The sequence below is a fragment of the Acinetobacter sp. ANC 4169 genome (genome assembly GCF_002135355.1).
GTDB lineage: Bacteria > Pseudomonadota > Gammaproteobacteria > Pseudomonadales > Moraxellaceae > Acinetobacter.
Window position 1 is genome coordinate 19483 of the sequence record NZ_NEGE01000022.1, and the last position, 12434, is coordinate 31916.

The 12434-nt window shown below is 41.6% G+C and carries 13 protein-coding genes and 1 pseudogene; 3 read left to right on the forward strand and 11 right to left on the reverse strand.

Going from position 1 to position 12434, the window contains the following annotated elements; translation table 11 throughout:
• Positions 1 to 64: 64 nt before the first annotated feature.
• Both B9T26_RS14665 and B9T26_RS14670 read right to left on the reverse strand, forming a co-directional pair.
• On the reverse strand, positions 65 to 862 hold the full coding sequence (locus B9T26_RS14665; RefSeq protein WP_086200395.1) for a thioesterase family protein: 798 nt from the start codon (positions 860 to 862) through the stop codon (positions 65 to 67).
• A gap of 162 nt (positions 863 to 1024) precedes the next feature.
• A complete protein-coding gene (locus B9T26_RS14670) occupies positions 1025 to 1711 on the reverse strand; it encodes a YggS family pyridoxal phosphate-dependent enzyme (protein WP_086200396.1) in 687 nt (228 codons plus the stop codon).
• 123 nt (positions 1712 to 1834) lie between these two features.
• Between B9T26_RS14670 and B9T26_RS14675 the strand changes: the two genes are divergently transcribed.
• Entirely contained in the window at positions 1835 to 2872 is a 1038-nt protein-coding gene (locus B9T26_RS14675) for a type IV pilus twitching motility protein PilT (RefSeq protein ID WP_086200397.1), read from the forward strand.
• 26 nt (positions 2873 to 2898) lie between these two features.
• The gene (locus tag B9T26_RS14680; protein WP_086200398.1) at positions 2899 to 4020 is read left to right on the forward strand and encodes a PilT/PilU family type 4a pilus ATPase; all 1122 of its coding nucleotides are present in this window, start codon (positions 2899 to 2901) and stop codon (positions 4018 to 4020) included.
• A gap of 87 nt (positions 4021 to 4107) precedes the next feature.
• On the opposite strand, the gene fur is transcribed toward B9T26_RS14680, so the two are convergent.
• Positions 4108 to 4545 (reverse strand): ferric iron uptake transcriptional regulator, encoded by a 438-nt coding sequence (fur, locus tag B9T26_RS14685; protein ID WP_086200399.1) that lies wholly within the window; start codon positions 4543 to 4545, stop codon positions 4108 to 4110.
• A 112-nt stretch (positions 4546 to 4657) separates the two neighbouring features.
• On the opposite strand from fur, the gene B9T26_RS14690 reads away from it, so the two are divergent.
• On the forward strand, positions 4658 to 5056 hold the full coding sequence (locus tag B9T26_RS14690) for an outer membrane protein assembly factor BamE (RefSeq protein ID WP_086200400.1): 399 nt from the start codon (positions 4658 to 4660) through the stop codon (positions 5054 to 5056).
• 42 nt (positions 5057 to 5098) lie between these two features.
• Here the strand turns inward: B9T26_RS14690 and B9T26_RS14695 are convergent, their stop codons facing one another.
• The 8 genes and pseudogenes from B9T26_RS14695 to B9T26_RS15865 all read right to left on the reverse strand — a co-directional run.
• Positions 5099 to 5425 (reverse strand): RnfH family protein, encoded by a 327-nt coding sequence (locus B9T26_RS14695; protein ID WP_086200401.1) that lies wholly within the window; start codon positions 5423 to 5425, stop codon positions 5099 to 5101.
• Positions 5425 to 6507 (reverse strand): hypothetical protein, encoded by a 1083-nt coding sequence (locus tag B9T26_RS14700; protein ID WP_086200402.1) that lies wholly within the window; start codon positions 6505 to 6507, stop codon positions 5425 to 5427. Before B9T26_RS14700 ends, B9T26_RS14695 begins: the two co-directional genes overlap by 1 nt.
• A gap of 139 nt (positions 6508 to 6646) precedes the next feature.
• A complete protein-coding gene (locus B9T26_RS14705; protein ID WP_086200403.1) occupies positions 6647 to 7102 on the reverse strand; it encodes a bacteriohemerythrin in 456 nt (151 codons plus the stop codon).
• A 436-nt stretch (positions 7103 to 7538) separates the two neighbouring features.
• The gene (locus tag B9T26_RS14710) at positions 7539 to 8387 is read right to left on the reverse strand and encodes a class II glutamine amidotransferase (RefSeq protein WP_086200404.1); all 849 of its coding nucleotides are present in this window, start codon (positions 8385 to 8387) and stop codon (positions 7539 to 7541) included.
• An 83-nt stretch (positions 8388 to 8470) separates the two neighbouring features.
• Positions 8471 to 9265, reverse strand: coding sequence for a GNAT family N-acetyltransferase (locus tag B9T26_RS14715; RefSeq protein ID WP_086200405.1), 795 nt, complete (start codon positions 9263 to 9265; stop codon positions 8471 to 8473).
• A 166-nt stretch (positions 9266 to 9431) separates the two neighbouring features.
• Positions 9432 to 10340: an acetylglutamate kinase gene (argB, locus tag B9T26_RS14720; protein WP_086200406.1), complete on the reverse strand. Its 909-nt coding sequence runs from the start codon at positions 10338 to 10340 to the stop codon at positions 9432 to 9434.
• Positions 10341 to 10350: 10 nt separating this feature from the next.
• Positions 10351 to 11775: a phosphomannomutase/phosphoglucomutase gene (locus tag B9T26_RS14725; protein ID WP_086200407.1), complete on the reverse strand. Its 1425-nt coding sequence runs from the start codon at positions 11773 to 11775 to the stop codon at positions 10351 to 10353.
• Positions 11776 to 12280: 505 nt separating this feature from the next.
• Positions 12281 to 12434: pseudogene (locus tag B9T26_RS15865) on the reverse strand (IS110 family transposase); the annotation flags it as partial.

Here is a 12434-nt window from a genome sequence, read left to right on the forward strand (position 1 = left end):
CATCCGGGAAAGCATAAAAAAGCCCAGTTCATCGTCTAGGCTTTTTTTAACAGGCAAACATCGGTCAGGCGATGGGACGCAATGTCAAAATCTGTTCACTGCGTCCAAAGGGGCCATGCACATCATGCAGTACAGAACTGCTCAGGCCAATACCATCTTCTCCATATTGCTGCATGGTTTCCAGACCCAGCCACTGGCCCTGTGGCAAACGGTGCATATGGATTTGCAAATCCAGATTAGGAAAGCCCCAGCGAAATGGCCAATCCTGGCGCGGTACAATGCCATTGGCGGTATCCACCATCCCCATTAAACGAACAAAATCGCTCGTGGACTCATCCTCAACCATGTCATGCTGGGTTCGTAACCAAACGATACCCTTGCCTGCACGACGTTCATGGCTTCTTGCTTCTATCGACTGGATATAGCCACCCGGCCACTGGCGGATTCCTTCCCAGATCGGTGCAGCTTCAGGCCCAGTTGCATGTGCATCTTCCAGACCTTTCACTGACTGGCTATGTTGCGTCATCATGCGCCAAGTCCGTGCCACAATACAGGTTTTGCCCTGAGACTTCATTTCCGACTCAATCAACTCAATGGTTTTTCCGGGACGAATCACTTTTGTGCTGACACTGAACACTCCGGCAGGAATCAGACCTAAAATATCCAGGCTGATCCGGCCAATCCGCATATCCTGACGTGGCATAAAACGGTCTAATTCGGCACAGATAATGCCTGTGGCTGGTGCCATGTGTTGCTCATGCTCATTCCATGCACCTTGCGCCAGCAATGTAGATTGGTAATGTGCCGTCACAACACCTGTCGCATCTGTACTACGCCCGATAAGTTGATAATATGCCGCCATACACTTCCCTATTTTCATGGTTGAATAAATGATTTCTTATTGAGATTACTTCTTTAAAGTGATCTTTTTGTACCCAACTTTAGTGGAAAGTTCAATTTTTAAAACAAAAACTGAACCCTAAAGTTCAGTTTTCAAAATCATCAGAATTAATGTTTTAGTAATTTATTTCGAATAATCCCTTGCCCCAAACAAGGCAGTCCCGACACGAACCATAGTTGAGCCCGCGGCAATAGCCTCATTCATATCACCCGACATACCCATACTCAAAGTATCCCAGTCTTCAGGATGAGTATGTTCAGTTTTTACAGTGTCAAATAAGGCTTTGGCATCTTTAAATGCTTGTGGATTATTGGGAGCAGGAATCACCATCAAGCCACGTAATTTCAAATGCGGAAGCTGGCTAATACTTTTAACTAATTCCGCTACTTCATTCGGCTGACAACCATCTTTAGTATCCTGCCCATCGATATTCACTTGTAAACAGATATTCAGTGGCACTTGTGTAGTTTCACGCTGGTTGGATAAACGCTCGGCAATAATCAGACGGTCTACGCCATGCACCCAGGCGAATTTTTCGGCTAAATGTTTAGTCTTGTTTCGTTGCACATGACCAATGAAATGCCACTCAATATCCAGATCACTTAAAGATTCAATTTTATCCAGTGCCTCTTGTAAATAATTTTCTCCAAATGCACGTTGTCCGGTCTGGTACATCTCCCGTAAAGACTCACTAGGATGCGTCTTCGAAACAGCCAGTAACTGTACGTTTCCCGCATTGCGCCGGGCTTGTTTACAGGCCTCTTCAATTTGCTGTATAACTTGATTTCGTGAGTGTTGAAGACTATTCATTGACGAGGTTCTCATTTCATTCATCTTTTTTTGCCTTACCCTGCAACTAACTGTTGGTTAAGCTCTGGGAAAGCCTTATTATTCTATCAAAATAAATAACATTTAAATGAACTCGGGGAAATTATGGATATTACTGAACTTTTAGCATTTTCAGCTAAAAACGGGGCATCTGATTTACACTTATCTGCGGGGATGCCGCCACTTATCCGTGTCGATGGTGAAGTTCGCCGTATTAACTTGCCTGCTTTGGAACATAAAGAAGTACACAAACTTGTGTATGACATTATGAACGATAAACAGCGTCGTGATTTTGAAGAAAAGTTAGAGACTGACTTTTCATTTGAAGTGCCAGGCGTAGCCCGTTTCCGTGTGAACGCATTTAACCAGAACCGTGGTGCAGGTGCCGTGTTCCGTACCATTCCTTCAAAAGTACTCACGATTGAAGATTTGGGCATGGGTCAAATCTTTAAAGATATTTGTAATTTCCCACGCGGTATCGTCTTGGTGACCGGACCTACCGGTTCAGGTAAATCAACCACGCTGGCAGCCATGATCGACTATATTAACGACCAGCGTTATGACCATATCCTGACGGTAGAAGACCCGATCGAATTTGTACACGAATCAAAAAAATGCCTGGTCAACCAGCGTGAAGTGCATCGTGATACCCATGGCTTTAACGAAGCACTTCGTTCAGCGCTACGTGAAGACCCGGATATTATTCTGGTCGGTGAGATGCGTGACCTTGAAACCATCCGTTTGGCATTGACTGCGGCAGAAACGGGTCACCTGGTGTTTGGTACCCTACATACCACCTCTGCAGCAAAAACCATTGACCGTGTGATTGACGTCTTCCCGGCTGAAGAAAAAGACATGGTACGTGCCATGTTGTCTGAATCCTTACAGGCTGTAATTTCACAAACCCTGCTCAAGAAAAATGGTGGTGGTCGTGTCGCCGCACACGAAATCATGATTGGTATTCCTGCCATCCGTAACCTGATCCGTGAAAACAAAGTGGCGCAAATGTATTCTGCCATTCAAACCGGTGCTAACTACGGCATGACTACGCTTGATCAAAGTTTAAAAACCTTGGTCTCAAAAGGTGTGATTAGTCCACAAACTGCCCGTACCATGGCGAAACAGCCAGAAGCATTCCTATAAGTTTAAAACGGATTGGGGTTCTTATTATGGATTTTAATGATTTACTCAATTTGATGATTCAACAACAGGCATCTGACTTGTTTATTACAGCTGATGTTGAACCATCCATGAAAATTAATGGCCAGATTTTGCCCATCGCAAAAACCAAACTGACCGGTGAAGTGGTGGGACAGCTTTTAAACTCGATTATGAGTGATAAGCAGCGTAAAGAATTTGCCGAAACACGCGAATGTAACTTCGCCATCAACAACCGAGACAAAACCGCACGTTTCCGTGTCAGCGCATTTCAACAGCGCGATCAACCAGGTATGGTTTTACGTCGTATTGAAACCGTGATTCCAACCATGGATGACCTCAAGTTACCGCCAATTTTAAAAGAACTGGCGATGACTAAACGTGGCATCATCATTTTTGTCGGCGCGACTGGTACCGGTAAATCGACCTCTTTGGCATCAATTATTGGTTACCGTAATCAAAATTCAAAGGGTCATATCATTACCATTGAAGACCCGATTGAATTTATTCATGAACATGCAGGCTGTATCATTACCCAGCGTGAAGTCGGGATTGATACAGATACCTTTGAAGTCGCGTTAAAAAATACCTTGCGTCAGGCACCCGACGTGATTCTGATTGGTGAGATCCGTTCACGCGAGACTATGGATTATGCGATTGCCTTTGCTGAAACCGGTCATCTGGTTTTTGCTACCCTGCACGCCAACAATGCCAACCAGGCGATTGACCGTATTATTCACTTCTTTGAAGCTGACCGTCATAGCCAGCTGTTTATGGACTTATCCCTTAATTTAAAAGCAGTGGTTGCGCAGCAGCTCATTCCAACCGTGGATGGCAATTCACGTCGTGCTGCAATTGAGATCCTGATCAACTCGCCTTTAATTTCAGACCTGATCCGTAAAGGTGAGGTGCATGAAATTAAGGATCTGATGAAACGTTCACGTGAACTGGGTATGCAAACCTTTGACCAGGCCTTGTTTGACTTGTACAAAGCCAAGCAGATTACCTATAAAGATGCTCTTAAACATGCCGATTCACCAAACGATCTGCGCTTACAAATCAAGTTGTCTGAAGAAGGCGGTGATCGCTTAATGCGCGCCAGTTCAAATATTACCTTTGATGGCCAGGCTTAATGCTCGGACTAAAATGTGAATCTAATATTTAAAAAAAAACAGGCTTCAAATGAAGCCTGTTTTTTTTGCACTGATTCCAGGTCAGTGTTATTTTTTACGTAATGCATCTTGGCATTCCGGTGCATCACAATAACCATACAGATTCAAAGAGTGACCGGTTAAAGTAAAGCCAAATTTTTCAGCGACTTCATGTTGTTCATGTTCAATCACGTCGTTGGTGAATTCGACTACTTTATTACAATTTTGGCAGACAATATGATCGTGGTGATCTTCTTGCATAATTTCGAAAACTGAATGATTATTTTCAAAATGATGACGCTGGATAATACCTGCAGCTTCAAACTGTGTTAACACGCGGTAAACAGTTGCTAAACCGACATCTTCACCCTGTTCAAGTAAAGTTTTATAAATATCTTCTGCGCTTAAATGATGTTGTCTTGAATTTTCTAATAATTCCAATATTTTTATTCGTGGAAGCGTAACTTTAAGTCCAGCTTTGCGTAAATCTTGATTTGAAATAGGCATGTAAAAGGGTCTCTCAACAAATTTAAAGTTGGAATATGCAACAAAGTTAAGATGCAGTATGATCTATCCGTGGATCAAATGCATCATAATTAATTTGGGATAGTGTAGCAAAATGCAAAAAATCATGTTGACGTTATTCGTCACTTCACTGCTCGCAGGCTGTTCGACCTTGGGCGTTTATAAAGTTGATATTCCTCAAGGAACACCATTAACTCAAGCACAAGCTTCAAAAATTCAAGTCGGTATGAGTCACCAACAAGTGCGCTTTTTGCTGGGCAGCCCTACCGTAACCGATCCAATGAATCCTTTACGTTGGGACTACATTTACAACTATATACCAGGAACTTATGCGAAAAAAGCAAAAATTCCAGCAGCACATGGTCAACATTTAAGAATTTACTTCGATCAAACCGGTACAGTGATCAAGATTGAAGGTCTAGAAACTATTCCAGAATCTCAACCTGGCTTACCAGGATCAAAAGAAGCGATTTTAACTGCGCCACCACTATAGACGCTTTAAAATAAAAATAAACCCCTCCTTGAGGGGTTTTTCTTATGACTTCAATTGTTTAAAGCGATTTCCGCGACAATAACGTCCAACTGGATTGGCTGCTGCACGTTTGCGTCGAATATCTTTCGGATTGATGGTTAAGGCACGATAAATCTCAACACGGTCACCGGCTTGCAATATATGATGCAAATCTTTCAGGCGCACGCCGAAAATTCCCAAAGCAAGCGGTTCGACTAAGTCTATCTGTGTCCGAATGCCACTTTTCTCGATCGCATCTAAAGCGGTCATCCCCTGCTGGAAAGACACCGCAATATGAAACTGTTGATTTGGGGCCGCATAAGCGACCCAAACCTGTTGTAGCTCACTCATTAGAACAATTGTCCAATGATTGCGATCATCGCCAGGATAATCGACACAGGTAACACCACACGAACAGCAATACGCCACAGGTTATAAAATAACTCATTGCTGAAATTCATCGCTTTACGCAGATGGCTAATCTTCATGATCCATCCGGCAAAAATGGCATAGATGAGACAGATCACCAGGCCCCAAAGCATCAGTAGTGTATTAAAGATTGGACTCATTGCAGGAATTGCCCAAACAAATACCGCAGCTAAAATAAGCAGCCATTGAATCACGATATTTAACTGACGGTGCAACAACTGTTCACGTGCCATTTGTAATAACAAGGCTGCAGCACTTATCACCGCAACTGCGAAAGCAAAACTTGGCATCTGAGCATTGGCCGCAAAGAAACCAAAAGCGATTACAGCGATGAGCTGTGCAATCCAGATCGGCAATACGGTTTTCGTCGCAATATCTTGCTGTTTCACCACAGCCAAGTTACTTTGCCAATACAAGCCCATGCCTAAACCACTTGCAACCAGTGCCAATACGGTTGCACTGCCCCACTCACTAAATTCTACAGGGGTCACGTGCCAAGTCGGTAAAGCTGCGCCCATGATATTTGAAAGGATCAAAGAAGCAAAAACACCCACTACGCTTAAAGCAAGAATAATTTTTCGCGGCGCAAATGAAAGTAAAATCGCAACAATGGCCAGACCAATAAAGAGCAGGTTTGGCGCAATGCCATTTAGGGCAAACTGTCCCAATAATTGACTGGCATTAGACAACATGCCGCCTGCCAAGAAAGGTATAAAGACTACTGCCAACCAGCCGACAATACGCCATTTCTGTGAAGCATCTGCATCACGTGTCAAACTGGACAATGCATTTAAAGCTGTGGTTTTAGAGCGTTTTGCCAAAGCAATTTCTAAATAGCAGATCGGTAATGCCAAAATAAGCATAGTACCTATCCACAACAACCAAAAATCAAGTTGGCGATCAAGCTGAATCCCTACAATCGGTGCTAAAGTGGCAATGATAATAAAAGATAAGCAAAATGCCATCAGCGGTGATAGCCATCGTGTCATAGCATTGTCCTGCATGATGCGTTCCTAAAAAAAGTCTGTCGCTATTTTGCCTTTGTCATAGATGAAAATCAAAAAGAAAAAGCAAACCATCATGCCTAATGATTTGCCGCGCAAGATTATTATCTTTTTTAATTGTTGTTATCTCGTTTAACTTTTATGAGAAAAAACGAGCAAACCAGTTTTTACCTTTTTTCTGTTCTTTTTCTTTAATAATGCCCATCATATTTTCTTTTACCGCACCCACATAATCAGCGTCATCGTGCTGGATATGATTGATCAGCCATTTTGAAAGCACTTCATGTAATTCCGCTTCAATTGTCTGTCCCATTTCAAAACGGCTACGATACGATTCAATCTTTTTAATAAATAAATCATGTACACGTTTATGCGGAACACGATATTTATAACCGGCTTCTTCCTGCAAAGACTCTTCAAAAGTAAAATGCGACTGAGTGTAATCAATGATATTATCAAGAATCTGTTTAATCCGCGCACGATCGGTATTATCAGAACAACCTTCAATTTCATTAATATAATCAAGAATTCGTTTATGCTGATCGTCAATCACATCGATACCAGTATTATATTCTGGAACCCATTTCATTTTCATTACGACCACCTATCAGATATACACGATTAATCACATAAATTCATAATATATTGATATTCAACAAATAAAAATGAACCAAAACAGTCAACTTTAGAGTAAAAACCATTATTACGATTATAAACAACTGATATATATATAAATATCACATAAAGACCAACTAAAAAGATAAAGTATTTTTTAACCAATATAATCAAAAAATAGCGATAGATTTCAACATTAATTATTTTATGACTCTATCTTTTATATTTTTAAACATTTAATTAATATAAAATAATCTTGTAAAAAACAAACTTTATTCATCTCTATTTAAATCAAAAACTATAAATTTATTTTAAAAATAAAAAAAGCAATAAGAAAATATTTGTTATTGTATAGAAAAAAACCAGATATGGATCAATATCTGGTGTGAGCATTTATCGATACTTAATGGCTATCACTAATACTGATCGGCTTTGGTAATTCGTTTTAATGCCGGATTTAGGCGTTCACGTTCTAAACGTTCGACATGGGTCTGCTGTTTACGCACAGGTCGGCCATCCTGAAATAAAATCATCTCTCCCGGTACAAAAGCGGTCCAGGTTTCATTTTGGGTTAAAGGCTCTGTGGTAATGACGGCGACACGATCTTCCGGCGTGGTCACCTGGCTAAAATCAACTTCGACATCCAGATCAATCAATTGTGCCGGTTTAAAAGGATATTCACGTACCAACCAGTGCAATTTGGTGATGGCATAACTAAAGAGTGCCTGACCGTTCGACAGGCAGAAATTAAAGGTGCCATGTTCAGCTATTCTTGGAGAAATTTCTGCCAATAAATCGAAAATCTGATCAAGCTTGGGTTCATGATAACCAAATTTCAATACCAATTGATCCAGCAAGTAACAGAAGGCACGCTCGCTATCGGTATTGCCTACCGGGGTAAAACGCCCAGATAAAGTCGGGTTAAAATCATGTAAATCACCATTATGGGCAAAAATCCACTGACGTCCCCATAGTTCACGGCTAAAGGGATGTGAATTTTCCAGATTAATTTTGCCTTGCGTGGCTTTACGGATATGTGCAATCACATTGCGTGATTTAATTGGATAATTACGAATCAGTTCAGCAATCGGTGATTCAACAGCGGATTGATTATCGACAAAAAGCCGGCAGGCTTTATCTTCAAAAAAGGCTATGCCAAAACCGTCACAATGGTCGGAGGTAATGCCGGCACGTTGAGAAAAACCACGAAATGAGAAAGTCACATCCGTAGGCGTAGCACAATTCATTCCGAGCAACTGGCACATAAGTCTTCATCATCTGTTTAATTCACCACCATGCTATTTTGCATTACTCCTTTGCCCTTTACAAACAGCAAAATCAAGCTTTCTTATGCATTTTCAAGACTTAGTTCTGATTTTTTCTGCAAAATAAAGTTTTTCGTGAGCTGACCCGCTTCCAAATAGACAAAATAATCCAGACAATTAAAAGCTTCATCATAAAAAGCCTGAGTGGACAGCTGCGCCTGCATGTTCAGATAAACATCAAAAAGTTTTGGAATGCGTTCATCCTGCTGGAAGCTATACTGCGGGTATGGTGGTTCAAATGACCGCTGAGGCTGAATATTGCAGATAGATTGCTGCGGCAATGCCTTGATGTGCTGGTGAGTATAATACGCCCGTGTCTCATTACCTTGCATGCGAATGCTGACACAACCAATTAAATACTTGGCCCGCATTTCAGCGATGACTTTCGGCAATAAATTCATCCATAGAATAGACAAGGCCTTACCCGAACGGTAACGCGGATGTACACAGGTGCGCCCGATCTCGACAATATTGTCCAAGTGACTTAGCTCTTCAGCAATTTTAAATTCCTGATGGCTATAACTCTGATCCAGTTCATGCCCCTGAAACAGTTTCAAACGCGTATAGGCAATAATTTCATTGCTCCATTTATCCCGTAACACGGCATGTTCACAGCCGAAGTCATACAAATCCTGATCTAGGCCAGATTCAAACTGAATACCAAACTGCTGTGAGAACTGCACCGCCCGGAAACGCTGGGCTTCCTGCAAGGTTTTTAAATCTTCAATCCATTCAAACTTATAGGCTGAGCTTTTAGTTGAAGGTTTTTGAAAGGGAAATGCAAAATTTTGACTGTACTGATTCAGCTGTTCCAACATCATATGCAACCTTGGTGTTTTTTTATACACTAGGCATGACTGATGACATTTTCATGACGTGAAATTGATTTCCAGCAATAAAAAAAGCCCCATTTAAATGAGGCTTTCCAATTGAGCGTATGAAAACGCTGATTCATTCTGAAGTCAGAATTTCTATTACGCGTTTTTATGCTTTTTTGGGATGACTGCGGTTGGTAATTAAGGTACCTACCCCGTGATCGGTAAAGATTTCCAGCAAAGTGGCATGAGGCACACGGCCATCCACAATATGCGCACTAACTACACCGCCTTTAACTGCATCCAGTGCACAGCCGACTTTAGGAATCATGCCGCCATAAATCACACCGGTTTCAATTAAACGGTCAACTTCCTGGGTGCTTAAACCGGTCAGCAGGTTTTTATTTTCGTCGAGTACGCCGCTGATATTGGTCAGTAGAATGAGTTTTTCAGCACCTAAAGCTTCAGCAACTTTACCCGCGACTAAATCGGCATTGATATTATAGGTATTGCCTTCTTCATCTACGCCTAAAGGTGCGATGACAGGAATGAAATCACCCTGAGTGAACATTTCCAGTACGTCGGTTTTAACACCAACGACTTCACCGACCAGGCCCAGATCAATCTGTTGCACAGTACCATCTTCAGCGGTTTTTTCCATCAATAGCTTTTGTGCACGCAGCAAATTGCCATCTTTACCGGTCAAACCAATCGCACGGCCGCCATGCTGGTTAATCAGGTTAACGATGGATTTATTCACGCTACCACCTAATACCATTTCAACCACTTCCATGGTTGCAGGATCAGTCACGCGCATGCCATCAATACGGTCAGATTCGCGACCTAACTGTTTCAAGAATGAATCGACTTGAGGCCCACCGCCATGTACCACGATTGGATTTAAACCTACAGTTTTTAACAATACAATGTCACGTGCGAACGAGCTTTCCAGCTCTGGATCGGTCATTGCGTTGCCACCATACTTGACTACTAGCGTCTTACCTGCAAAACGTTGAATATACGGCAAAGCTTCTGTCAAAATTTGTGCTTTGTCGATGCCAGTATGCTGATGTGGCATTCGCCTCTCCTTATTGAGCATCTAAAATGTCTTGAGCGATTTGAGGATATCGGTCACTTAACATGGAAACAAATGTGTGTCGAATATCGTTTAATCTTACAGGATTATCCGCATCAAACCGTACTGTAAAATATTCACCGGTATTCGATGCCCGAATAATGCCAAATCCATCTTCAAAATCAAGTCGTACACCATCAATTTTACTTAACTGGGCACCAAAATCCTGACTTTTCATTTCCACATCATGCAATACCGCTTTCGGCTCTATGTTATGAGTACTGATATAGGTATCTTCAGTGCAACAACGTTCCGGATAGGCCTTTAATGCTTGGGAAAGCGTTAAATCAGCCTGCTGACTCAAATATTCAAGTACTCGCAGCGCCGCATATAAACCATCATCATAGCCAAAACCGCGCCCGTCATTAAACACATAATGACCGGCGTATTCTCCGCCAAACACGGCTCTGCCTTGCGACTGCGACATGTAAGTCCTTAAAAAAGAGCTTCCGGTACGGATCATTTTGGCCTCACCACCCAAGTGACGCACGGTATTCCCCACCATGGTCGAACATTTGACATCAAAAACCACTTCATGTCCAGGATGCGTTTTCAGGCACATTTCTGAAAATAAAGACAGCAACCGGTCTGCGGAGATTGTTGTGCCATGCTCATCAATCAACACGACGCGGTCACCATCGCCATCCAGAGCAATACCGATATCGGCTTGCTGTTCAAGCACGGCTTGCTTTAACTCTGCCAGATTTTTCTCTTGTGACGGATCAGGTGCGTGATCTGGAAAATGACCATTGGCTTCACAACGAATGAGTGTCAGTTCACAGCCCATTTTTTTGAGCACCAAAGCCGCACAGCGTCCGGCTGAACCATTCAAACCCTCCAGTACCACTTTAAATGGACGTTTTAACTGGATATCTTTTAATAGCGCATGTTGATATTCAAGACAGTATTCAACCCCAATTTCATGTTGAATCGGTTCAAGCAGTATTTGATCTTCTGGAGCAAAAACCGAACGAGCTGCTACAGCCACCTGCTGAATCTGCTCTGGACAAGGCGGTTCTCCCCGAATAATCCACTTCACGCCATTATCTGTTTTGGGATTATGGCTGGCTGTGAGCATAATGCCATTACCGCCAAACTGACGAGCAATAAAATATAAAAGTGGCGTCGAACAACAACCAATAATTGTGGCATGCAGCCCTTTTTCTACACACACTTGTCTGATAATTTCTGCATATTGGGGACTGGTTAAGCGCGCATCATAGCCTATAGCCAGTTGAGTCTGTCCTAACTTTTGGTATTGCATCACCAAACCACAGGCAATGGCTTTGACAAGTTCAGGCGTCAAAAATGATATGTGTCCACGAATATCATAGGCACGAAAAATTTGTGATGGGAATTTTTTATTTTGTAAATTCATAATTATTTCTTCTATTTACAATAATTTATGAAATAAAAATTTGTGAAGGGTTTAAGGAGATCAAATTTACCAGTCCATCATGTCAGCGAGGAGATTGTTGATTCACATTCTAAAAGCATTTCAGCTTTTTAATCAATGATAAAAAATGTTGTGAATATGTATACAAATACAACCTATTTATTTGAAATATAAAAACATCCTTAATTAAAGGATAATATTTTAAAATAAATTAAACTTCTTGCATAAATCATTTTTTAATCAATTTTTATTAGCAATGAAAATTCCCTCTCCTTTTTAAGGATGAGCGTAATTACGCGCAAGAAGGAGAGGTTTCTATGGAAAAAAGCCCCTCATCCTCTTGCGGAGCATACTCCTCATCCCTGAGCCATATATGGTGCAAGAGAAGGAACTTCCCCATTTAATTTCATTACTTTCTAATGATCATTTTTTGATCTATGAAGGAGATACCGTCTGAAACGTCAAGCAAATTATTGAGAATTCATGCTCAATAATCTACTTGATAAGGCCGTTGGTGTTTGAGTACACCATAACAAAGATGAACTAACTTCCTCATCGCAGCTCCAATCGCCATCATCTTGGTTTTACCATTGGCCAATAATCTTTCATTCATCTCTTTAATGTGGGGGTTATGCCGAGTT